Origin of the sequence: uncultured Roseibium sp. (assembly GCF_947494555.1) — a bacterium.
Lineage (GTDB): Bacteria > Pseudomonadota > Alphaproteobacteria > Rhizobiales > Stappiaceae > Roseibium.
Map to the genome: position 1 here is coordinate 77,462 of NZ_CANLVF010000004.1, position 24,311 is coordinate 101,772.

Here is a 24,311-nt window from a genome sequence, read left to right on the forward strand (position 1 = left end):
CTCCGCTCACGCCGCGCCGAGTGCTCGTAACTGGATTTTTCTTGCCCTTCCTGCGAATGCAGTAATCCAGTAAACGCATGTCCTGCTGCCTAACGCACACAGGGAGTACTGGATCCCGGCCTTGCGCTTCGCGCCAGCCGGGATGACAACTTTCTGAGCCTTTATACCAAGTAGCCTTGGCCCCGGATCAGGTCCGGGGCGGCGCGTGCATGTGTGAGCTGCCGCTTTCGCTAGTGCGCCTCGTCCCAGTTATCCGCGGCACGGGCGTCCACTTTCAGCGGAACAGACATTTTCAGCACCGGATCGCAGGCGTTTTCCATCACGTCGCGGATCACAGGAAGCGTATCTTCGACCTGGGCATCGGGCACTTCGAAGATCAGTTCGTCGTGAACCTGAAGCAGCATCTGCGCGTCAAGCCTGGCTTCTGAAAGCCGGTCTTCCATGCGCACCATGGCGCGGCGCAGGATGTCGGCGGCAGAGCCCTGGATCGGCGCGTTGATGGCCGCGCGCTCGTAGAAGGAACGCATGTTGGGGTTCTTGGTATTGACCTCCGGATAATGCGCCTTGCGGCCGAAGATCGTGTTGACGTAACCGTCCGCGTGCACCTTCTTCTTGGTCGCTTCCATATAGTCGCGAATGCCCGGGAAGCGTTCGAAATACGTCTTGATGTAATCACCTGCCTCGCCGCGCGAGATGCCGAGCTGGTTGGCAAGGCCGAAGGCCGAAATGCCGTAGATGATGCCGAAATTGATGGCCTTGGCCTGACGGCGGACCATTGGATCCATGCCTTCGATCGGCGTTCCGAACATCTCGCTTGCCGTCATGGCGTGAATGTCGAGCCCGTCTTCGAACGCCTTTTTCAGCTGCGGGATGTCGGCCATATGCGCAAGAACTCGCAACTCGATCTGGCTGTAATCGGCCGAGACAAGCTTGTGCCCTTTGGTCGATACAAAGGCCTGCCGGATCTTGCGGCCTTCCTCGGTGCGCACCGGGATGTTCTGAAGGTTCGGTTCGGAAGACGACAGGCGCCCTGTCGTTGTCGCCGCAAGCGCGTAGGACGTGTGAACACGGCCAGTTTCCGGGTTGATGTAACCGGGCAGCGCGTCCGAATAGGTGGATTTCAGCTTGGAGAGCTGACGCCAGGCGACGATCTTCGACGGCAATTCATGACCTTCTGCTGCCAGATCCTCCAATACCTGAGCCGAAGTCGACCACGCGCCGGTCTTGGTTTTCTTGCCGCCGGGCAGCGCCATCTTGCCAAAGAGAATGTCACCAAGCTGCTTGGGCGATCCGATATTGAAGTTTTCGCCGGCCAGCTCGTAAATTTCCGATTCCAAGCCCGCCATGCCTTGCGCAAAATCGCCGGAGAGCCGCGACAGCATCTGCCGGTCGACGGATATCCCACGTTTTTCCATGCGCGCCAGGACGGGCACCATGGGCCGTTCGAGCGTCTCATAAACGGTTGCCATCCGATCACTGGCGAGGCGCGGCTTCAGGATCAGCCAGAGGCGCAGCGTCACGTCCGCATCCTCGGCGGCATAAGCGGTCGCCTTGTCGATCGGAACCTTGTCGAAGGTGATCATCGACTTGCCGGATCCGCAGACTTCCTTGAACGGGATCGGCTTGTGCCCGAGCCAGCGCTCGGAAAGCTCGTCCATGCCGTTGCCGCCCTTGCCCGCATCAACGGTATAGGAAAGCTGCATGGTGTCGTCATAGGGGCTGATGTCGATACCGTAGCGGGTCATCACCAGCCAGTCGTATTTGAGATTCTGCGCGATCTTCAAGACAGCCCTGTCCTCAAGCATCGGCTTGAGAACCTCCAGCGCCTCTTTCAACGGGATCTGGTCCGGCAGCAAACCGCCGCCGCCAAGAAGATCGCCTTCGCCGTCCACATGGGAGAGCGGCACGTAGCAGGCCGTGCCCGGCTCACACGATAGCGACAGGCCAACCAGGTCCGCCTGCATGGCGTCAAGCGACGTGGTTTCGGTGTCGAAAGCGACATAACCCTTCTCGAAGGCAATTTCGCACCATTCCTTCAGGCGTTCGACGGTCGTCACCGTCTCATATGCGCTTGAATCAATCGGGATTGCCTTGACGCTTTCCACACGCGCGTCGGCGACGGTCTGCGGCACCATCATGCCATCCGTGCCGGCCGCATCACCCGTCGCAGCCGTTCCCGTTCCAGCGGAGCTTTCCACGCGCTCGACCATCCGGCCCTTCTGATCGGGAACGTCCCAGCCGGGCACCTCGAAATCGGTCGGCTCGACATTGGCCACTTCGGCCCCGGTCTCTTCCGCCACACGCTTGGTCAGCGTGTTGAAGCCCATGGCCTTCAGAAACCCGACAGCCTTCGGGCCGTTAACATTCGTCACCGTCAGATGCGCAACGGGAACCTCGACCGGCACGTCCTGCTTGAGTGTGACCAGCTCTTTCGACACGCGCGCCTGATCGGCGAATTCAATGAGGTTTTCACGCCGTTTATTCTGCTTGATGGTTTCGGCCTGAGCGAGCAGCGATTCGAGGTCTCCGAATTCGTTGATCAGAAGCGCCGCGGTTTTCAATCCGATGCCCGGGACACCCGGGACATTGTCGACGCTGTCCCCGGCGAGCGACTGAACCTCAATGACCTTGTCGGGCCCGACGCCGAATTTTTCAAAGACTTCCGGTTCGCCGAAAACCTTGTTTTTCATCGTGTCGATCATGCCGACATTCGGTCCGATCAGCTGCATCAGGTCCTTGTCACCGGACACAATCGTGACCTGCGCACCCATGTCGGCTGCCTGACGGGCATAGGTTGCGATCAGGTCGTCGGCCTCAAAGCCTTCCTGCTCGATACACGGTACGGAGAATGCCCGGGTCGCCTCCCGGATCAGGCCGAATTGCGGAACAAGATCCTCCGGCGGTTCCGGACGGTTCGCCTTGTATTCGGGATAGATGCTGTTCCGGAACGTCTTCGAGGAGTGATCGAAGATCACCGCGAAATGTGTCGGTTCGTCACCCTCTTCCGGCGTCAGTCCTTCCTGCAAAAGCTTCCAGAGCATGTTGCAGAAGCCTGAGACAGCACCCACGGGAAGACCGTCGGGCTTGCGTGTCAGCGGAGGCAGCGCGTGATAGGCGCGGAAGATAAAGGTGGAGCCATCGACCAGAATGAGGTGGTCGTCGGCCGTGAGGGAGGAGGAGGAATCTTGCGTCGACATGGCGCGGATCATGCCCCGAGTAGGTCGGTGAGGGAAGAAGTAAATTATGCCCTTCGCAAGAAGGGAACCTGGATCGGGCCGCGACTGCTATTCACGAAATCGGAAGACCGCCTCGACTTCCACGCTGGCGTTGGACGGCAGGCTGCTGCTGCCGACCGCAAAGCGAACGTGATTTGCCTTTTCCCGCCCCAAAACCTCGGTCATCAGATCCGAAGCGCCGTTGACCACTTTGGGATGTTGGGCAAAGTCGGGTGCCGCATTCACAAATGCGCCAAGCTTGATAAGCCTTTCTATGCGCTCGAGATCCCCAAGAGCCGCCTTTGCGCGTGCCAGCAGATTTATGGCGCAGTAGCGGGCCGCTTCGTACCCATGCTCCAGGGATTGCTCGCTGCCAACTTTCCCGGTGATTGGCTTACCTTGCAAGTCCGCCGAAATCTGACCCGAAATGTACAGCAAAGACCCATCGGCCAGATAAGGTGCAAAGTTTCCAAGGGCAGGAGGGGCTGGTGGCAGCTCGATTCCCAAGCGTGCCAGGCTGGCTTCAATTTCGCTCATTTTTCTGAATATCCGACAAGGGGCAGGGACCGGAGGACCGAACTCCCCCGATGTCACGCACCCTACCCGCCGGCGCGTTTCCAGAAAAGCCCCCAGAGGTCTTCAGACGCCTCCAGGCAGACTTGTCACTCAGCTGCCTGCGGCTGATTTTTCCGGCCAAAGGTTCCGCCGAGATAAGCCCACTCCGGCCGTTTGAACAGGAACCAGCCCAGATTGGTCTTGCGGATCATCCAGAAGAGGATCATCGGGCTGACACAGGCAACGATCGTCACGATCAGGGAAGCCGTCCCGATATCGAGAACGCCGAGTTTCAACAGGACGACGCGCGTGACACCCATCGGGAAGAAAAACGCGAGATAGATGACGATGGAACTCTCGCCGAAATGGCGCAGGAAATTCATCTGGCCGGCTCTGACGATCAGGGCGCTGGTCAGGATGATTGCGCCTGCACCGGCGGCCCCAAGCGCAAGTGCGATCCCCGGCAGGTGCGCCCAGCCGAGATAGACAAGGCCGCCGTTCACGATCCCCCAGCCGATGAGGTAAGCGAGGCTGACATTGATGCGAGCGCGCGCCCAGTCAGCGAGCTTGAAGATCTGCGGCGCAAAGATGTAGCCGGCATAAAAATAGACGAAACGCGACGCGAACTCGTCGACAAGCAGCCAGCCGGTATGAATCGGGGCTATCTGCAGAAGCGCACCGGCCGCCAGCATTACCTGCCAGGGGACACGATAATCGTGCGCCAGTTTGCAGACGAGGAAGAAGACCGGCAGCATGTAGATGAACCAAAGGGTGCCAAAGGGCTGAACGAAGCTGAGGATATAGAATTCCAGCGTGCCGGCAGCCCCGAGATCCCCCATGAACACCGGCGCCTTGACCGCAAACTGGATCGTCATCCACAGCACGTAAAAGTAAGCAAAATGAACGACCTTGCGGTCGAGATAGAGTTTCCAGTCGCGCGTGATGACGTTGGAGAGGAACAGACCGGAGATCAGAAAGAAGTCCGGCATCCGGAATGGAGCGGCGAACGCGACAATGGTGTGCATCCAGCCGGTTCCACCAGCGGCGGCCTCCACACCCAGCACCGAATGCATCATCACGACGAAAATGATGCAGATGCCCTTGGCCGTATCGACCCAGTCAACGCGCCCGGCATTCATGGTTCGCACCTTTCGCTCCACGCGGCTTTCACCGCAGAATAAGCGTCAGGCGTAACCTCAACTGGTAAATATTACGCATACAGCCACTGTCACGTTTTAGTGACCTTGCTAATTCCGCTTCAGGGCAATGCTGCCTGAGTTTGCAGAGTTGGATCGTACCGGAGTTATCTGCGGTATCGAGCCTGTTATTTCGCGCAAACCAAACGACGGTGCCTCAAGGTTTTGCGTCGTCGGCCCCGTCGCGCCACGGGCTGATTTTCGGTTGGCCGCTGGTTGGTGCACCTGCTGAGCCGGCCTCATCCTTTTCCGACCAGTCGCCCTGATCGAGATCGACAACATGCTCATCGGACGGGTTGCGGGCCGCGCCGCCCTGTACGATCACGACGTTCGAGCGGGCTATGATAAAGTTCGCGAGCGCCGCGCGGACAGGCGGAATAAATAGCAAAAGACCGATAGCGTCTGTCACAAATCCCGGAATAAGCAGAAAAATGCTCGCCAGAACGATCATTGCGCCCTGCATCACCTCGTTGCCCGGCGCACGCCCGGCGTCGAGCTCGCTCTGCATGCGCATGAGCAGCGACAGACCCTGCTGGCGCAACATGATCGTGCCGGCCATAGCCGTGATGACGGTCAGGAGTATGGTCGGCAGTATACCAATCATATCGCCGACCCAGATGAAAACCGCGATTTCAATCAGGGGCAGCAATATGATGGCGGCAATGATATAAAGTCCCACGGGACCTCCATCGTCTGATAAGCTGTTTCGTCACAACTAGGGTATCGACCTATAACCTAGACATTCGCTCACAAAAATGCGAGCAGGCGCTTGCAGGAAAGATAATCATTGCAAAAATTTCAGTCTTGCTCTCGGGTCTGGATGCTGGTTCAAGAAGCCCCTAAATAAGGTGGTGACTGATATCGAGTGCGGACAGTACGCAGCTGAACATGCAAAAGGCGGCTTCAATTGCCTCCAAAGGGTAGCCGGAACGTAAGATGAATGAAATTTTCGACCCACTAAACCTCGTCCTCATGGGGCTCGCAGTGTTTATTCTGTTCAGACTGAGATCCGTCCTCGGCAAACGGACCGGCAATGAACGACCGCCGTTCGATCCCTATTCCAAGCCTGAACAGCCAAATGAGCAGGCCAATGGGCAGGACAACGTGATCCCGCTTCCAAACCAGACAGACCAGCCGACGGATACCGTCGCTGAGCAACCACATGGCGGCGACGTGGTGATCGACAAGGTTGCGCCGGAAGGGTCCGCGCTTAACAGCGCACTGAAGCAGATCCTGTCAGTCGACCGCAGTTTTGAACCCGAGGAATTCCTCGGCGGTGCGCGCGCCGCCTACGAAATGATCGTGATGGCATTTGCCGACGGCGACAAGAAAGCGCTCAATAACCTTCTGTCTCCGGAAGTCTACGAAGGCTTCGTGTCTGCCATTGAGGACCGCGAAAAGAGGGGCGAAACGATCGAGTCGACCTTTGTCGGCATCGACAAGTCGGAAATCGTCGAAGCGGCGCTGAAAGGCACGATCGCCCAGGTTACCGTCAAGATCCACAGCCAGCTGATCTCCGCCACCCGCGACAAGGCTGGTGAAGTCGTCGATGGCGACCCGGCGAAGGTTACGGAAGTGGTCGATATCTGGACTTTCGCACGCGACACCAACACGCGTGACCCGAACTGGAAACTGGTTGCAACTGAATCCGCCGAGTGACAATGCATCGGACGGATCGGAGAACGGCGGGGCCGTTCCTTCGTCAGTTTCCCACCCGACTGAGAGGCGCGGTTCTGGCCGCGCCGCTTTTCTTTGCAGGAGCCACCATGGCCATGCCGCAAAGCCCGGTTGTTCCAGACCACTTCCATAAAACCGATTTTTCCGAGCTGTCCGGCTGGATCGAAGACGATCAGCTCGGTGCCTTGAACGCTTTCCTCCGGTTTTGCGGTCATTCCAGCTCAGACATTCTGTCCGGCGCACTCGGCTACGGTCCCTCAAGCGTCGCAAATCTCTGCAAAACAGCGCAAGCATTGCCGATCCGGACAGCCGCAGACGCGAGGCGCTTCCTGGAAAGCAGGTTCACACCCTACCGTGTCGAGTCTTCCGGCTTCGTCACCGGCTACTTCGAACCAGAGGTTCCGGCATCGCGCACGCGCACGGATCACTTCGCGACACCTCTGCACCGGAAACCGGCCGGGCTTGAAGCCGTCAGCGCAGACAACAAGCCCAAAGACTGGCCGGATGATCTCAGCCACGGCAGGCGGCAAAGCAATACCCTCGTCAAAATGCCGGACCGGGCGGCGATCATGGACGGTGCAATCGATCACGAACAGCTGGAGCTTGTCTGGCTCGCAGACCCGATCGACGCCTATTTCATCCATGTTCAGGGATCGGCGCGGTTGCGTCTCACCGACGGCTCCGTGATGCGCGTCGGATATGCCGGCAAGTCCGGACATCCCTACACAGGCATCGGACGGCTTCTGGTCAAACGGGGCGAGGGCACACCGGAAGACTTCACGATGTCGGGCCTTCGGACCTGGCTATCGGCAAATCCGCATCAGCGGGACAGTCTCTTCAAGGAAAACCGGTCCTACATTTTTTTCCGCGAAGTTCACGAAACCACCCCTAAACAGGGTCCTGTAGGTGCTGCGGGATTGCCGCTGGTTCCAGGACGGAGCCTCGCCGTCGATCATGAGCAACTGCCATATGGTGCTCTCATATTCGTCAATGCCGGTTTCGAATCGCCTGAGACCGGAACGAAATCATTTGCGAGGCTCATGGTCGCGGACGATACGGGCTCCGCTATCAAGGGTCCTGCGCGCGGGGATATCTTTGTCGGATCCGGAGCACAGGCCGGTGAAATCGCCGGCGACATCCGCCACAAGGCAGCATTCACCATCCTGGTTCCGAACGAGCCTGCCCCGGGGCGAGAGACGGTGACAGACTGATTGATGACGAAGAGGGGCAAAAAAGGCAGCCTGTCACCTGAAGACAGGGAATTGTGGGGCAAGGTCGCGAAAACACTGACGCCGCTGCATCCGGAGCGGCTTGCGAACCTTGAAGCGGATGAGCCTGCGCCGGCAGAGCCTAAAACCGCGAAACCGGCAAAGCCGCCGCAGACGGCAACCGCCATAAAGGCGCCGGCTGCAGTGAAGAAACCACCTTCCCTGCCGCCGCTTCACCAGCTTGAAACCAAATACCGCCGGAAGATCGTCAAAGGCGTGAGGGCGATTGACGCCCGCATCGATCTGCACGGACTGACACAGCATCAGGCCCATGACCGGCTGCGCGGTTTTCTCTACCAGGCACAGGCGCGCAGTCACAAAGTCGTGCTGGTGATTACGGGAAAAGGCAGCGCCATGGAGCGCGCCTATATGGACGAACGCGGTATTTTGCGCAGAATGGTTCCCCAATGGCTGACGATGCCGGATCTTCGTCCGGTCGTCCTTGGGTATGAGGAGGCACATGCCAGCCACGGTGGGGCGGGGGCGCTCTACGTCCGGATACGAAAAAGAAGGTAGAACCGTGACACCGCTTGGAGCAAAAATTCGGGAACTTAGGTCAAAACGGGGCGTATCGCTGAAAGAAATGGCGGCAGCTCTTTCGGTTTCGAGCGCTTATCTGTCAGCGCTGGAACACGGCAAACGCGGTAAACCGACATGGTTTCTCGTCCAGCGGATCATCACTTATTTCAACGTGATCTGGGACGAAGCGGAAGAAATCCAGCGGCTGGCGGAACTGTCGGATCCCCGGATCACGATCGACACGGCAGGCATGCATCCAAAGGCAACGGAACTCGCCAATCAACTGTCGCTGAAGATCAACGTATTGTCCGAGGACTCCCTTCACGCCCTGCTGCACCAGCTTCGCGTGGCCGCAGCAAAGGACGATGTGTGAACGACTCGTCGATATTACGTAGTTTGCGCACAAATACGGCTCACAATTGAGTGGATCCAACGCTCTCCAACGCTTAGCAATCTGCTGAGGCTGGCTCCAACCGGCTGCCGATGCGGGAAAAGTACCGGGAAACAAGGACGTAAGTCACCCGGTTGTGTATGTTCGCCCGCGGCACAACATCGAAAGCCCAGTCGTTGCTTCGCAAATTGCGACCGAATTCCGAATTGACAATCAAATAGTGGTTTTCCGGAACCTTGATCAATGCCTTGTCACCAAATTGCGCTCGGGCGGCGACAAGCCAATCTTCCTTTGCAACAAATGTTCGTTCGTCGATCGCGTATCCATTGATACCTAGCGAAAAGGCTTGGCCTTCGGTGGCACTGACTTTGCGGATAAAGTTACGTTTGGGTTCGGTTCCGCTGAAGGTCACCATATCTCCGACGCAGACGGTCCAGGCAGCTTGTCTTGCATAGATCGTTTTGGTTTCCAATCCTTCGATAGTCCTGGCAAAACTCGTCGGAAGCGGATTGAACACATGTTGAAGGGCCGCGAGTACGGCAAGAAGGATAAGCCAGGGAATGACGCCCATCCAGGTCTGCCGGTCGATGTTTGGCCAACTGGTTGGTAATAGCTGCATTTTAGTATCTCTTCAGCTTTACTTCTTTCTTGCGCTCGTAAACAAACTTAAAATAATCTGGATATTGAATGAAGAAGTATGAAAACAAAAATCCATAAAATAAGTACCGACCATTCAACAATTCAAAATTCAAAAATATATTTATAATTTTTATAATAAAAATATGTGCCTCGAATCCGACAATACCTACGAATAGCATAAAGGGCACGGCTAGAAGCAGTCCAAAGTATGAATTTGCTAAATTGACAAGCATCACAACTGCATTCAGAAGATAGAACTGTGGCATATAGTATATGTAGCTCACAGCAATGAGAGCCCGCATATGCCTATCACCCGGCGAGAGTCTTAGCGCGAGATGTGCGAATTTCCGCGCCGTTGCCAACTTCCCCAGCTGCAAGCTGTTCTGAGCAAGTGTTTTGTTGAGCTCAAAGTTATCAGGATAAAACGGATGAGCATCTACCATATACTGCTGGGCACGGAATACATTGCACGTTTTATGGTAGAACAATCCGAGATTCAGTTTTTCCTCCGGGTCGAGATCATTATCACCCAAGTTTTCCAGATACTTGCTTAACTTCTGTGTCTTTCCACGCAAAGCATCCAAGCAAAACTGCATGTTTTCGATGCGGCCATAATGGTCCGGAAAATCTGCCTTGAATTTCTCAAGGACCTTTTTTGCTTCACGCTTTCGCCGCAGATGTGCGAGTGCGTCGAACTCCCACTCCCGCAGAATCACGTTTTCCGGATGCTGTCGAAGAACATCTCTGCAGATGCGAAGTGCTTCCTTGTAATTCTCCGCCTCCGATTCAATCTTGATCCGCAAGTTCCAGCAGCTGATATCGTCCGGCTTCTTTTCCAGGATCTCGTTGACGAGACGCCGGGCCCCATCGAAGTTTTTGGCTTCAAGCAAGGCTCGAGCTGTGTTGAGTGAATAGGCCACAGCTCACCTCGCATATTTTTTCAGGAAGACAGACAGATCGTCATACATGCCGCTCGAATTTGCATATTCCGCAAAATTTCGAGCCTGACCCAGCCATTCACCAACGGAGGACTTAACCTCCTGAGACGCTTCCTGGAAGTGCGCGGTTGACAAGGGAACAAGCGCCTCGACGGACGGGCTTTCTTCAATGGCAATATCGACCGCAGTGTCGACCAGGGCACTGAGATCAGCGCCTGAAAATCCTGTGCAACTTTCGATAATCCGCTCGATATCCAGGCTTTCGGAAACAGGCCGGTCTTTCAGAAGGCCATCCAGAATGAACTTTCGGGCGACCCGGTCCGGAGGCGGTACGAACAGCGTCCGGTCAAAGCGCCCCGGGCGTCGGAAGGCGGAATCGATCGACCAGGGCACATTGGTCGCCCCAAGAAAAAGAACGCCTTCATTGTCGCTAAAACCATCCATTTCGGTCAGCAACGCAGAGACCGTGGTATTGACCCTGGCACTGCTTTCAAACTGACGTTTTTGTGCCAGTGCTTCGATCTCATCAAAAAACAGGACAACCGGACGAGATGCTCGTGCCTCCTGAAAGATCTGCGCAATCCTCTTCTCGGCATTCCCGACATACTGGTCGAGAACGTCCGCCGCGCGAACATTTTGAAATGTCGCTTTGCATTCAAACGCAAGGGCACGCGCGAGCATGGTCTTGCCGCAACCGGGTGGGCCGTACATCAACACGCCACCACCGGCCTTTCGTTTGAACCGGTCGAACAACGCCTTCTTGTTCTGAAAGGGATTTATGATTTTGCGGCGCACTTGTTTCTTGACATTTTCGAGCCCGCCGATGTCGTCGAATGTGATGCTGACAGATGGATCCGAGACCGGAACAGAGGAACGATCCATGGGAATGACGTTGTCCGAAAGCTTCGGCGCCGGCACTTTGTGCCAACCTTCAGCCAACTCCAATGCATCCGCCTTTCTCAAAAGGGTGGCAGCCCTTGCTCTCAATTCCGCGTTTGAAACCAGACCCGGCTCAATCTGGCCGAGCCCATCAACGATGACGCTGCTGTCCGGAGCCTGTTCCAGTAAAACCAGTACGGCCCGCATCGCGCCATCGTTCGACCCGTTTTGAGCGACAAGGTCGATAAGCGATTGAATATCTTCAGGAATATCTCGCTGCAACTGGCTTCACCTCACTTGGCGAGAACGATACAGCACTCGCGAAGAATCCAACCCGGTTTTGATGTCGAGACCTTCTTAGAGCGATTTAGTAAAAAGAAACTTCAACTTAAGAGCGAAATGCAACGTTTGTTTTTTACGTGCCTCAATGACGACACTCAGATTTCCGTGTCCTTCCGGCGCGATCCCTATATAACCGCATCTGACCGCCGCCCGAGACGAATGACTTTTTGACGGACTTTCAAACACTCATGCACCCAAGCGAAGAAGATCTTGCCGGACTGATCGATTCTGACGACCTGCGGTCCCGTCTGAAAGCACTAACCGCCGACAGCGAGGGCGACGGGTCGGACAGCAAGATCAGGGCAAAGGTTCTTGGGCTGTTGAAGTCTGAGGTCAAATCCGCGCGCGACCGCGTGAAAGACAAACTGGACGAAGACGGCGGCGGGCTGCTCTGCGCGGCCCGGCTGTCACATGTTCAGGACGAGTTGATCCGCGTGATTTACGATTTTGCGGTTCAACATGTCTATCGGGTCAAGAACCCGTCAGCGGCAGAACGCATGTCGGTTGCCGCAGTTGGCGGGTACGGACGCGGAACACTTGCCCCGGGATCCGACATCGATCTCCTGTTCATCCTGCCTTACAAGCAGACCCCGTGGGGCGAGCAGGTGGTCGAATACATCCTCTATATGCTCTGGGACCTTGGCTTCAAGGTGGGTCATGCAACGCGCAATCTCGACGAGTGCATCCGGCTGGCAAAAGCGGACATGACGATCCGGACAGCTGTTCTTGAAGCGCGGTATATCTGGGGTGACGTTGAGCTTTTTGAGAGCCTTGTCAAACGCTTCGATTCCGACGTCATGAGCGGAACAAGCTCTGAATTCATCGCTGCAAAGCTGCTTGAACGCGACGAAAGGCACCGGCGCCAAGGAACGTCGCGCTACCTTGTGGAGCCCAACATCAAGGAAGGAAAGGGAGGCCTTCGGGACCTCAACACGCTTTTCTGGATTGCCAAATATCACTACCGGGTCGACCGTCAGTCCGAGCTCGTCAAGAAGGGTGTTCTCACACGGTCCGAATACGCAAGGTTCGTCAAATCAGAGGACTTCCTGTGGGCCGTGCGCTGTCATCTGCACTTTCTCACCGGGCGTCCGGAAGAACGCCTGGCGTTTGAATTCCAGCGCGAGATCGCGATCCGCCTCGGCTATACGCAGCATCCCGGCATGCGCGACGTCGAGCGCTTCATGAAGCATTATTTCCTTGTCGCAAAAGATGTCGGCGATCTCACGCGCATCATCTGCGCGGCGCTGGAGGAAGAACACGTCAAGGAACCCCGGGGCAAGGGGTTTTCCGGGATGATGCGGCGCCTACGCAGCGGGCGCATGACAGACAGCGTAAAACCGGTCAAGGGGGCCCCGGGTTTCGTTGTCGAGAACAATCGGCTCAATGTTACCAACGACAGGGTTTTCGAGAGCGATCCTGCCAACCTGCTTCGCGTGTTCCAGCTGGCTGACAAACACGACTACAATCTGCACCCAAGGCTGACGCGGCTGATCAGGCACTCGCTCAAACTTGTCGACAGCGACCTTCGAAACGATCCGGAGGCCAACCGACTGTTTCTGTCGATCCTGACGTCACGCAATGTTCCGGAAAAGATCCTGCGCAAGATGAACGAAACCGGCCTGCTCGGGCGGTTCGTGCCGGATTTCGGCAAAGTCGTCGCGATGATGCAGTTCAACATGTATCATCACTATACGGTCGATGAGCATCTCATCCGTTCGATTGGCGTGCTGGCGGAAATCGAACGCGGCAATTCCGGCGAAGATCATCCGCTTTCCACCGATCTGATCCTGCAGCTGCAAAACCGGAAAGTCCTTTATGTCACCATGTTCCTTCACGACATCGCGAAGGGACGCCCTGAGGATCATTCCATTGCCGGTGCAAAGGTCGCCCGCAAGGTCTGTCCCCGCCTTGGCTTGAACGATGCGGAGACAGAAACGGTCGCCTGGCTGATTGAGCATCATCTCGACATGAGCACCATCGCCCAGTCGCGCGATCTCAACGACCGCAAGACAATTACCGATTTTGCAAACACGGTTCAGTCGCTCGAACGCCTCAAGATGCTTCTTATCCTGACCGTTGCGGACATCCGGGCGGTGGGGCCAGGCGTTTTCAATGGTTGGAAAGGCCAGTTGCTGCGGACCCTCTATTACGCCACCGAGCCTCATTTGTCCGGCGGGCATTCAAAAATGTCCCACAAGGAGACGATCGAGGCGGCCAAGTCCGAGCTTGTGTCCAAACTCGAGCACTGGACCAAAAAGGACCGCAACGCCTATCTCAAGCGGCACTATGCAGCCTACTGGCTGCGCACCGAACCGGAGCGTTTGCTCACGCATGCCGAATTGCTGCACAAGGCGGACAAAGGCGACAAGCGGCTTGCTTTCGACGTCATTCCGCGTGCATTCGAGGGCGTTACCGAACTCAACATCATGGCGCCCGATCATCCGCGGCTTCTGTCGACCATTGCCGGAGCGTGTTTTTCGACGGGCGCAAACATTGTCGACGCGCAAATCGACACCACGACGGACGGCTTTGCCATTGATACGATTTTCATCGGCCGGGAACTTCCAGACGATGACGACGAGCGCCGGCGCGGAGAACGGATCACGCGACTGATCCGCACGACCCTGCGCGGCGATGAGCGTCTCCCGGAACCCGTGACGAAGAAAAACACGATGAAAAGCCGCGTCAAGGCGTTCAAGGTGGCGACCGAGATCCTAGTCAACAATTCCCTGTCGGACGACTACACGGTGCTGGAAATCTCCGGGCTCGACAGACCGGGTCTGCTTTACGATCTGACCAGGTCCATTGCGACACTCAACCTGAATATCGGTTCGGCCCATATTTCGACCTTCGGTGAAAAAGCCGTCGATGTATTTTATGTGACAGACCTGACCGGGCAGAAGATTTCCAATATCGGCCGCCAGGAAATCATCCGGGAACGCCTCGCAGATGCTGTCAAAGGCCGTCTGGAACTCGATCCGGCAGCGCCTGTGTCACGAAAAGTCCAGCGTCAGGCCTCTTGAATAGCCGGAAATTCGCACGGAGCCATTCCTGAATGAACCTTGTCCGCAACTTCACGACCGTCGGTGGTGCGACGATGCTAAGCCGGTTGCTTGGCTTCGTGCGGGACGTTCTGCTGGCAGCCGCGGTCGGGACGGGGCCTGTCGCCGATGCCTTTGCCGTTGCTTTCCGGCTGCCGAACCTGTTCCGGCGACTGTTCGCGGAAGGCGCCTTCAACTCGGCGTTCATTCCGCTGTTCGGGCGTGCTGTCGAGGAAGAGGGCGAGGAAGGCGCACGGCGCTTCGCAGGTGAAATCGGATCTGCGCTGCTGTTCTGCCTGCTGGTCCTGACCGCAATAGCGCAGATTTTCATGCCTTTTGTCGTTTGGGGTCTGGCGCCCGGGTTCGGTGCGGATGCCACCAAGTTCGACTTGACCGTGCTGATGGCGCGCATTGCGTTTCCTTATCTCGTCTTCATGTCGATGCTGGCCTTTGTCGCCGGCATCCTGAACACCTATCAACGCTTCGCCGCCGCCGCGTTCGCGCCTGTCATGCTGAACGTCGTGATGAGCATCGTGCTCGGCTCTGTCCTGCTGACTGGCGTGGAAGACAACGATACGCTCGGCATCATCCTGGCCACCGGCGTCACACTAGGCGGTATCGTCCAGTTGCTCGTCGTCATCATTGACCTCAAACGGCTTGGCTTTCGCATCCCGGTGTTTCGGCCGAGATATACAAAATCGGCGAAGCGCCTGCTTGTCCTCGGTATCCCGGGCATCATCGCGGGAGGGGTCACGCAGCTGAATATTGCCGTTGGAACGATCATCGCATCCTTGCAGGATGGCGCCAACGCGATGCTCTATTTCGCCGACCGTCTCTATCAGCTGCCCCTCGGTGTGATCGGGATTGCAATCGGGGTCGTTCTCCTGCCCAGTCTCACGCGGCAACTCCGGGCCGGCGAATTCAACGCCTACCAGACAAGTCTCAATCGGGCGCTCGAGATCTCGTTGGTCCTGACCCTTCCGGCTGCTGTTGCCCTTGCCGTCGTGCCGCATGAGATCGTTTCGGTCCTGTTCCAGCGGGTCCGTTTCGACCAAGCAGCTGTCGATGGCACGGCCGCTGCCCTGCTGGCGTTCTCATTCGGCCTGCCCGCCTTTGTCCTGAACAAGGTGTTTTCACCGGGCTATTTTGCCCGCGAGGACACCAAGACGCCGATGAAATTCGCCGCCGTCGGCATGGCTGTGAACGTGTGCCTGTCCATTGCCCTGTTTCCTGTTTTCAAGCATGTCGGGATTGCGCTGGCCACCACGCTGGCGGGATGGGTCAATTCAGGCCTCTTGATCGTTGTCTTATGGAAGCGCGGCCATTTCGTTCCCGATTTTGCACTCTTGCGCAGACTGGCCCTGGTTCTGGTGGCGAGCCTGCTCATGGGACTTACCATTCATTTTGCGGCTCTTTTCCTTGATCCCTACCTCACCAGCGGCTGGCTTGCCGTCCGTGCGGCGAGCCTTGCAGCGCTCGTCTTCACAGGCATCGCCGCATTCGTCTTTTTTGCCCAGGTCAGCGGCGGCGCGGATCTTCTCGGCATGGTGAGAACGTTGACACGGCGCAACACCTGAAGACGAAACACGGTTTCGAAGTGATTTGCGCTTGCATAGGCGCATATCCGGGCTTACACCCGGCGCGCCCAAACAGTCACAGCGCCCTTCCAACCGGCCGCACCAAATAAAGGGATCATGTATGACGGAGTTCCAGCCCCGTGTCTTTTCCGGCGTTCAGCCGACCGGCAATCTCCACCTTGGCAATTATCTGGGCGCGGTTTCGCGCTGGGTGCCGCTGCAGGACCAGATGCCGACGATCTTCTGTGTCGTGGACAGCCATGCCATTACCGCCGGGTTTCCAGACCCGAACGAGCTGAGCGAAGCAACCCGCGAAGTAACGGCTGCCTATATGGCCGCCGGCATCGATCCGAAGAAATCGATCATATTCAATCAATCGCAGGTGCGCGAGCACGCCGAACTTGCTTGGATTTTCAATTGCGTGGCCCGTATCGGCTGGCTCAACCGCATGACGCAGTTCAAGGAAAAGGCCGGAAAGAACAAGGAAAACGCCTCCGTCGGGCTGTTTGCTTATCCGAACCTGATGGCTGCGGACATCCTTGCCTATCGTGCAACGCATGTCCCGGTGGGTGACGACCAGAAACAGCATCTGGAGCTGACCCGCGACATTGCCGCAAAGTTCAACAATGACTTCGGCGACCGTATCAAGGATCTCGGGATCGGCGTGCCCAATCCGACACCGTCAAACGAGCTGCCCGAGCAACTCTACTTCCCCTTGACGGAGCCGATGATTGCCGGACCTGCCACGCGGATCATGTCGCTGCGGGACGGGACGAAAAAGATGTCGAAATCTGATCCGTCTGACCTGTCGCGCATCAACCTTACCGACGACGCGGACACAATCGCGAAAAAGGTCAGGAAGGCAAAAACCGATCCGGACGCGCTTCCGAGCGAAGTGGACGGCCTCAGCGAACGTCCGGAAGCCGACAATCTCGTCGGGATTTTTGCCGCGCTTCAAGGCACATCGAAGGAAGATGTGCTGAAGGACTTCGGCGGTCAGCAGTTTTCTGCCTTCAAGCCCGCCCTGTCTGAGCTTGCGGTTACGAAACTGTCTCCAATGACAGACGAAATGCGCCGCCTGATGGACGACAAGACCCAGATCGACACCGTCCTGAAAGAGGGTGCCGAAAAGGCTTCGGCCATTGCAGAGCCGGTCCTGAAAGACGTTCGCCGTATCATCGGATTTCTGGACGTCAGGTAACAAAATGCTTCGCCCTTGACCGCTATCAGGGCGAAGCAAACTTATGCACCTTATTGTCATTCCTGTTTTTTCGAACATTCGGGAGCACCTTTGCGGTCCGCTTCCGGAGGCCGCAGCACCGATGCTGAAGTTGCCGCACTGATCGCCTTCGTGAAACGGTTTCTAAAAGTTTAAGCGGCACTCTCTCCCCGTCAGGACCTTGCGGAGAGTAGCACCAGTGGCCAGTCAGAAGGGCGATCGCGCCACCGCGGAACAAAACAGCGGCGAATCGCATGCGCATAAGCAAACAGATCTGAGCTTTCAGGAAACAGCGCCTGCGCATGGTACAGGACATTCCACGGGAGAGGTAAACGACGCGGCAGGTCCTGATGTCGGACCCGGGCGCCGCGCAACTGACAAACCTGTCTCCGCGCCGAAGAAAACCTTGCAGCATCTGGCGGTTTTCGGGCTCGCCGTCGGTCTGCTGGCGGGTCTTTATCTCGTTTCCACGGACGGCCTGAACCGCTTCCTTGGTGTCGGTCTTGCCTTCTTTGCGGGCGGCCTTGCAGTCTGGCGCCTCCTGGCGGATGACCTCCATCGTTCGGTGGCGGCGCATCAGGTGAAGGACGAAAAGATCCGGCGTCTGATGGCGCGGATCGAGGAACTGGAAGACCGGGCCTGGGAACTTGGCGAATCGGACGAACGCCATGCAAGCATCCTTGCAACGCTCGGCGATGTTGTTGTCCGGCGCGACGCGGACGGCGTGATTACCTATGTCAATTCTGCTGCCGAAGATGTTTTCGGGCACTCCCACGAATTGCGCCCAGGCAATGCCCTGCAGCTGCCGACAGTCAGCAGAGATGATCCGCTGATGTCGGGAACCTCGCCGCAGGACGTGGCCCAGGCGAGCACCGGTTTCCAGGATCTGCACATCCTGACCGCCCAGGGCCCGCGCTGGTTCTCACGCATCGATGTCCCGGTCCGCGATACGACAACCGATCGGCAACTGGTGCAGACCGTTCTTCGGGACGTCACCGAGCGACGCATGATCGAGGAAGAACTGCTGGCTGCCCGGCATACGGCGGAGAGCTCGAATGAAGCGAAATCGCGTTTTCTCGCGACTGTGAGCCACGAAATCCGGACACCGCTCAACGGCATACTCGGAATGGCTTCCCTTTTGAGGGACACCCGGCTGACGAAGGAGCAGGGCGCCTATATCGATGCACTGGAAACCTCCGGTGAGACATTGCTGCTGTTGATCGACGAGGTTCTCGACTTCTCGAAGGTGGAAGCCGGAAAGCTCGACATTTATGCAGCACCGGTGAAGGTCGGAGCGCTGGCGGAAAGCGTTGTCGAACTGCTCGCCCCAAAAGCACATGCCAAAGGGCTCGAGATTGCAGCAATGGTCGACCCCGGTCTGCCGGACGAGATCACGCTTGATGCAACCCGTGTCCGCCAGATCCTCTTCAATCTGATTGGAAATGGCGTCAAATTCACTGACGAAGGCGGCGTTTCCGTAAAACTGACCGGGCGTGCTCAGGTCGCGGGTGGCAGTGTCCTGGAAATCGACGTTCGTGATACCGGCATCGGATTTGACGAGAGCGAGGCTGAACGCCTGTTCCGGGAGTTCGAGCAGGTAGACCACGGCCCTGCACGCAAGTTTGGTGGAACGGGACTAGGGCTCGCGATCGCACAGCGGCTCGCCCGCCTCATGGGCGGCTCGATTGCCGCGCGGCCGGGGTCTGAAGGTGGTGGCCATTTCACGGTTTGCCTGCCGATACCGGAGATCCTGTCGGGCAGTGCCGACCCGCGGCTCGCGTTGCTTGAGGACAAGACCATCGTCTTCATCAGCAACAGCCGGATCGAATGTCCGCTCCTTTGCGAACGGTTGATACAGCACAACGCCAAGGTGTCGGTGGAAGCGCCAGGCAGTGACAATCTGGATCACGCACTTGCCAAGGCGGATCTCCTTGTTGTCGACAACGCCGCACTGTCGGACAGCGGCGGCTGGCTGGCATCGGCCAGGCTTGCAGGATGCGATGCTCCGGCGGTCGTTCTGATTTCGCCAGCCGAACGCGATCGTCTCGACCATCTTCGCTCCGCCGGATATGCCGCCTACCTGATCCGGCCGGTCAGGATCGAAACCCTGATTCAGATCTTTTCCGGACTGTTTGGCGGTGCCATCGATGAACTTTCCTGGGATGCGGGTGCGCGGCCGGTCGAAAGCGGCGATGCCGCCCGACGCGCCAATGCACCGGCGCGGCCGCTGCGCCTGCTTGTCGCCGAGGACAACGACATCAATCGTCTCCTCGGCGAAGCGATGCTGCGTAAACTCGGCCACATCCCGAAGATGGTCGTGGACGGCGAAAGCGCGGTCGAAGAAGCGTCAGCCGGCACCTACGATGCCATCCTGATGGACTTGCATATGCCGGGCCTCGACGGATTCGAGGCAATTCGGAAAATTCGCGAGGATGAAACAGCGAAAGGACGGCCGTCCGTGCCGGTGCTGATTGTCACAGCGGACGTCATGCAGGATGCCCGCGACAAGGCCGCTGACGTAGGCGCCGCAGGCTATCTGACAAAGCCGCTTTCGGTCGAATCGATCTCGCAGGCGCTCGAATCAATCGGCCGCAACTGACACCGAGGCGACGTCGACAGGGCCGAAGACATAACCTTCCGGCCTTTTCGGATCTTTCGGCGAAAAGACTAAGCACTTCAGCAAATTTCACAAATTCCAAAGACTACGGTAAACTTGAGCTGTTCGGCAAAAGGAAGAAGCCCAATGTCATCCAGCTGTCGGAATAGTGTGTTCTACGGCAAGATCTATATACGCTGGCCACAACCGGGGCACGTGCTCCGGCAATGGCAAAAAGAACGGTGAAACAGGCGGAAACCTGTGAAACCGCACGGGGTGCCCCGTAAGGAATGCAAGAGGGTGGAATGTCCATAATGCGGCAAGGCCTTTTTTCTCCGAGAAAACTGGTGCGAAGGTTTACACCGGCGATGCGAACAAGCGTTGCCGCCACAAATACCGCACGCCCGGGTCCCCCCGTCCACACTCCGGTCAAGACCGGTGAAACCCTTGGCCGGATCGGTTCCCTCGAAGTGCGCATGGCCCGGAACTTCAAGGAAGTCAAAAAGGCGCAGCGGCTTCGCTACGAAGTTTTCTACGAGGAAATGTCCGCTACAGCCGACACGCATACGATTGCGACGCGTCGCGATGCAGATCCGTTCGATGCCTATTGCGATCACCTGCTCGTCGTCGATCATGCATCTCTCAAGCGCAACAAGCTCGGCCGGCTGAAGCCCGAGATCGTCGGAACGTACAGGCTCTTGCGTCAGGACGTGGCCGAACAGCACAGCGGCTTCTATACATCCGGCGAATACAATATCCGGCAGATCATCGAAACCAACCCCGGCAAACGCTTTTTGGAACTCGGACGGTCTTGCGTACTCAAGCCCTACCGCAACAAGAAAACCGTCGAGTTGTTGTGGCACGGCATCTGGTCCTATGTTTTGCGGCACAACATCGACGTAATGCTCGGATGCGCTTCAATCGAAGGCACCAATCCGGATGTCCTGGCACAGCAACTGTCTTTCCTGCACCACAACGCACGGGCACCGGAACAATGGCGGGTCCGGGCGGTCAAAGACCGGTATGTTGAAATGAACAGGATTCCGGCAGACCAGATTAATGCCAAAGCCGCACTCCGGGCCTTGCCGCCGCTTGTAAAAGGCTACCTGCGTCTTGGGGCATTCATTGGTGACGGCGCGGTGGTGGACCATCAATTCGGAACCACGGATGTGCTCATCATCATGCCCGTGTCCGAACTCAACACGCGCTACGTCAACTATTACGGTGCGGATGCCAGCAGGTACTCCAGCTGACCCTCCCCATTTTGTGCCCGGAAGGGCACAAGATCCCGGATTTGCGCAGATCTTTTGGCGTCTGAAACAGACCCGAGTCTTAACGCCCCCTTAAATTGCCGCATTCTAAGATCATCCCCGGGGGTTCCGGCATGTGCCGGCACAGATGACGGGACGGATGATCAATGGCGCCTCGGGCGAAACGCCAGCCACGGATTGAACCGACATTCGGAGAAGACAGCAGCAGCCTGCTGGACCTGCGGCTTGGGCCCCAGGATCGGACCTCCGCGCCCGCATCGAAGTCCGGTTCGAAATCCAAAGCTGGAAAAGCGGGCGGACGCAAAAAACCGTCGGCAAAAAAACGTGCGAAGACCCAGTCCGGAAAAACGCGAGCCAGTGCCGGTAATCGACGCGGTGGACGATCCGGTGCCAAGCGGCGCAGCAGGAAGCGCAGAACGAGACTTAAAGTTCCTGCTGCCGTCGGGCGCATTTTCAAGCGCGGTGTCTATTGGAGCGCGGTCGCTGGCATTTGGGGCGTTATCGCCGTCGTCTGTGTGATTGGCTACTATGCCGCCTATCTGCCGCCGACCTCTGAATGGCAGGTTCCGGCGCGGCCACCCAATGTCAAAATTGTCGCCATCAACGGCGACCTCCTGGCAAACAGGGGCGATACAGGCGGTGAAGCCGTCCGGCTGGAGCAACTGCCGCCCTATCTGCCCAATGCTGTCATTGCCATCGAGGACCGCCGTTTTCGCTCTCACTTCGGCATCGATCCGATTGGCCTCATGCGCGCCGCTTACACGAACGTGACTTCCGGCCGCGTTTCGCAAGGCGGTTCAACCCTCACGCAGCAGCTTGCCAAGAACCTGTTTCTTCAGCCTGACAGAACGATCAAGCGCAAAATACAAGAGCTTGTACTCGCGTTCTGGCTCGAGGCGGAATATTCGAAAGACGAAATCCTCGAAATGTATCTGAACCGTGTTTACCTCGGTTCGGGCGCCTATGGCGTCGACGCGGCGGCACGGCGTTATTTCGGGAAATCCGCGCGTCTCCTGACCGTGGCGGAAGCGGCCACGATCGCCGGTCTGCTCAAGGCACCATCGCGCTATTCACCCGCGCGCAATCCGGACCTGGCAGAAGACCGGGCACAACTCGTTCTGTCCGCAATGCATGAAGAAGGCTACATCAATTCAGGCGAAGCCAAAAACGCGATAGCGGCCCCTGCCAAGGCAATTCGGCGTTACACAACAGCCAGCGAAAACTACGTTGCCGACTACGTCATGGATGTGCTGCCTCATTTTGTCGGCTTGATCGAAGGCGACATCATCGTGGACACGACGATAGATCCCGCCATGCAGCAGGCCGCAGAGGGCGCTTTACGGTCTGCGCTTTCTGAAAACCGTCAGAAACTGGGTGTATCCCAAGGCGCAATAGTTACTCTGGACACGGCGGGGGCCATCAAGGCGTTGGTCGGAGGTGCGGATTACGCAAAGAGCCAGTTCAACCGGGCAGCTTATGCCAAACGGCAGCCAGGGTCGGCCTTCAAGCCCTTTGTTTATCTTGCCGCACTTGAAAACGGCATGACGCCCCAAACGGTCCGGCAGGACCAGCCGATCTCCATCAAGGGCTGGTCCCCGCAGAACTACACGAAAGAACACTATGGTCCGGTCACCTTGACCCGGTCGTTGAGCATGTCGCTCAACACCGTCGCCGCACGGCTTGCTCAGGAAGTTGGAACCGGCACCGTTGCCAACACGGCCAAGCGCCTCGGCATTACGTCCGACATGAACAGGAACCCTTCGATGGCACTCGGAACGTCGGAAGTCACGCCGCTAGAGATTGCATCCGCTTATGTTCCGTTTTCCAATGGCGGCTACGGCGTGCTTCCGCATGTGATCCGCCGGATCAAGACTGTTGACGGCAAAACGCTGTATTCCAGGTCCGGCGACGGACGCGGAAGGGTCGTTCAGCGGCGCAATGTCGGCGACATGAACCTGATGATGTCGGAAACGCTTTTGAGCGGGACAGGCCGCAAGGCGCGCCTCGACAGCGGCCGGCCGGCCGGCGGCAAAACCGGCACCAGCCAGGATTTCCGCGATGCCTGGTTCATCGGCTACACCGGAAATCTCACGACAGCGGTCTGGTTCGGCAATGACAACAATTCGCCGACCAAAAAAGCAACTGGCGGCAGCCTGCCGGCAGCGACCTGGAAAGCGGTGATGGATGCCGCGCATCAGGGATTGCCGGTTGCCGATCTGCCTGGTGTTCCGAATGTTCCGGTCAATGTCTCGGCACCGCGCAAACCGCAGTCACAGCAGCAAACCAACGTAAGCTCAGGACGCAACCCGATTCCGCCCGGCTCGATCGGCGGGGGTGGGGGAAGTAACGAGAGCACCGGAGAGCGCCGCGGACCTTTGAACCTGTTGAGGAACATTTTCGGCGGCGGCTAGTTTTCGACGCCGCTTATCGTTTCGACCTCAGTTCCTCAATCCAGCTTGCAATGCGGGTTGCTGATTCTTCGGCTGAAAGAAGCGTGGTGTTCAACAGCAGCAGATTTGGAACGTCCAATCCCGCCAGCGGCTTTGCCTGCTCCTGATTTCGTCTTGCCATTTCGGGGTCGCGAGGTTTGCGATGCCCGTCGCGCGCAGGCGAGCAGATCCGTTTTATGTTTTCGTCGAGATCGCAAGAGACATGCACAACACAAAATGGTGGCCGTTCTCTTCCGAGGGCCCAGAGGCGATCCCATTCCAGGTCCCCCCAATCGCTGTCACCCGCGATCACCGTCGTCAAAACGACCGGAACATCTTCTGGCAGCTCAAGTATCAGATCATGTGCAATGGCCTCGATTTTTTCGACTGTTTCCCGGAATTTTGGCGATTTGAACTCTGTCAAAGCAAAAGCGACATTGTACACTGAGTGAATATCGAGCAACCGCCCACCAAGTTTCTCGGCCAATAATCTGCCGATCGTCAATTTCCCTACGCCTGGATAGCCATTCAGAACGACAATCATTCAGCGGAAATCCTC

18 protein-coding genes are annotated in these 24,311 nt (G+C 57.4%); 10 read left to right on the forward strand and 8 right to left on the reverse strand.

Features of this window, described 5'->3' with window-relative positions; genetic code table 11:
• Positions 1-230: 230 nt before the first annotated feature.
• From polA to Q0915_RS19265, 4 genes are all read right to left on the reverse strand, one after another.
• The gene (polA, locus tag Q0915_RS19250; RefSeq protein WP_299477356.1) at positions 231-3,209 is read right to left on the reverse strand and encodes a DNA polymerase I; all 2,979 of its coding nucleotides are present in this window, start codon (positions 3,207-3,209) and stop codon (positions 231-233) included.
• A 75-nt stretch (positions 3,210-3,284) separates the two neighbouring features.
• Positions 3,285-3,752 (reverse strand): RidA family protein, encoded by a 468-nt coding sequence (locus Q0915_RS19255; protein ID WP_299477359.1) that lies wholly within the window; start codon positions 3,750-3,752, stop codon positions 3,285-3,287.
• A 125-nt stretch (positions 3,753-3,877) separates the two neighbouring features.
• Positions 3,878-4,909 carry an acyltransferase family protein gene (locus Q0915_RS19260; RefSeq protein ID WP_299479096.1) on the reverse strand — a complete coding sequence of 344 codons (1,032 nt, stop codon included), beginning with the start codon at positions 4,907-4,909 and terminating at the stop codon, positions 3,878-3,880.
• Between the two features lie 214 nt (positions 4,910-5,123).
• Positions 5,124-5,645: an FxsA family protein gene (locus tag Q0915_RS19265; protein WP_299477362.1), complete on the reverse strand. Its 522-nt coding sequence runs from the start codon at positions 5,643-5,645 to the stop codon at positions 5,124-5,126.
• 257 nt (positions 5,646-5,902) lie between these two features.
• Here Q0915_RS19265 and Q0915_RS19270 point away from each other — a divergent pair, with 257 nt between their 5' ends.
• From Q0915_RS19270 to Q0915_RS19285, 4 genes are all read left to right on the forward strand, one after another.
• Positions 5,903-6,625: a Tim44/TimA family putative adaptor protein gene (locus tag Q0915_RS19270; protein WP_299477365.1), complete on the forward strand. Its 723-nt coding sequence runs from the start codon at positions 5,903-5,905 to the stop codon at positions 6,623-6,625.
• Between the two features lie 107 nt (positions 6,626-6,732).
• On the forward strand, positions 6,733-7,854 hold the full coding sequence (locus Q0915_RS19275; protein WP_299477368.1) for an MltA domain-containing protein: 1,122 nt from the start codon (positions 6,733-6,735) through the stop codon (positions 7,852-7,854).
• A 3-nt stretch (positions 7,855-7,857) separates the two neighbouring features.
• Positions 7,858-8,427: a Smr/MutS family protein gene (locus Q0915_RS19280; protein WP_299477371.1), complete on the forward strand. Its 570-nt coding sequence runs from the start codon at positions 7,858-7,860 to the stop codon at positions 8,425-8,427.
• 4 nt (positions 8,428-8,431) lie between these two features.
• Positions 8,432-8,803: a helix-turn-helix transcriptional regulator gene (locus Q0915_RS19285; protein ID WP_299477374.1), complete on the forward strand. Its 372-nt coding sequence runs from the start codon at positions 8,432-8,434 to the stop codon at positions 8,801-8,803.
• A 73-nt stretch (positions 8,804-8,876) separates the two neighbouring features.
• Here the strand turns inward: Q0915_RS19285 and Q0915_RS19290 are convergent, their stop codons facing one another.
• The 3 genes from Q0915_RS19290 to Q0915_RS19300 are packed head-to-tail and all read right to left on the reverse strand — an operon-like array spanning position 8,877 to position 11,559.
• Positions 8,877-9,440, reverse strand: coding sequence for a hypothetical protein (locus Q0915_RS19290; RefSeq protein WP_299477377.1), 564 nt, complete (start codon positions 9,438-9,440; stop codon positions 8,877-8,879).
• A gap of 1 nt (position 9,441) precedes the next feature.
• Entirely contained in the window at positions 9,442-10,380 is a 939-nt protein-coding gene (locus Q0915_RS19295; RefSeq protein WP_299477380.1) for a hypothetical protein, read from the reverse strand.
• 3 nt (positions 10,381-10,383) lie between these two features.
• Positions 10,384-11,559, reverse strand: coding sequence for an ATP-binding protein (locus Q0915_RS19300; protein ID WP_299477383.1), 1,176 nt, complete (start codon positions 11,557-11,559; stop codon positions 10,384-10,386).
• 248 nt (positions 11,560-11,807) lie between these two features.
• Here Q0915_RS19300 and Q0915_RS19305 point away from each other — a divergent pair, with 248 nt between their 5' ends.
• From Q0915_RS19305 to Q0915_RS19330, 6 genes are all read left to right on the forward strand, one after another.
• Entirely contained in the window at positions 11,808-14,642 is a 2,835-nt protein-coding gene (locus Q0915_RS19305; RefSeq protein ID WP_299479099.1) for a [protein-PII] uridylyltransferase, read from the forward strand.
• A 32-nt stretch (positions 14,643-14,674) separates the two neighbouring features.
• Complete coding sequence (gene murJ, locus Q0915_RS19310) at positions 14,675-16,237, forward strand: murein biosynthesis integral membrane protein MurJ (protein ID WP_299477385.1); 1,563 nt, start codon at positions 14,675-14,677, stop codon at positions 16,235-16,237.
• A gap of 121 nt (positions 16,238-16,358) precedes the next feature.
• Positions 16,359-17,438 carry a tryptophan--tRNA ligase gene (gene trpS / locus Q0915_RS19315; RefSeq protein WP_299477388.1) on the forward strand — a complete coding sequence of 360 codons (1,080 nt, stop codon included), beginning with the start codon at positions 16,359-16,361 and terminating at the stop codon, positions 17,436-17,438.
• A gap of 217 nt (positions 17,439-17,655) precedes the next feature.
• The gene (locus Q0915_RS19320) at positions 17,656-20,055 is read left to right on the forward strand and encodes a PAS domain-containing hybrid sensor histidine kinase/response regulator (protein WP_299477391.1); all 2,400 of its coding nucleotides are present in this window, start codon (positions 17,656-17,658) and stop codon (positions 20,053-20,055) included.
• Between the two features lie 311 nt (positions 20,056-20,366).
• Positions 20,367-21,305: a GNAT family N-acetyltransferase gene (locus Q0915_RS19325; RefSeq protein ID WP_299479102.1), complete on the forward strand. Its 939-nt coding sequence runs from the start codon at positions 20,367-20,369 to the stop codon at positions 21,303-21,305.
• Positions 21,306-21,469: 164 nt separating this feature from the next.
• The gene (locus Q0915_RS19330) at positions 21,470-23,734 is read left to right on the forward strand and encodes a PBP1A family penicillin-binding protein (protein ID WP_299477394.1); all 2,265 of its coding nucleotides are present in this window, start codon (positions 21,470-21,472) and stop codon (positions 23,732-23,734) included.
• Positions 23,735-23,747: 13 nt separating this feature from the next.
• On the opposite strand, the gene Q0915_RS19335 is transcribed toward Q0915_RS19330, so the two are convergent.
• Positions 23,748-24,296 carry an AAA family ATPase gene (locus tag Q0915_RS19335; protein ID WP_299477396.1) on the reverse strand — a complete coding sequence of 183 codons (549 nt, stop codon included), beginning with the start codon at positions 24,294-24,296 and terminating at the stop codon, positions 23,748-23,750.
• Positions 24,297-24,311: the final 15 nt, after the last annotated feature.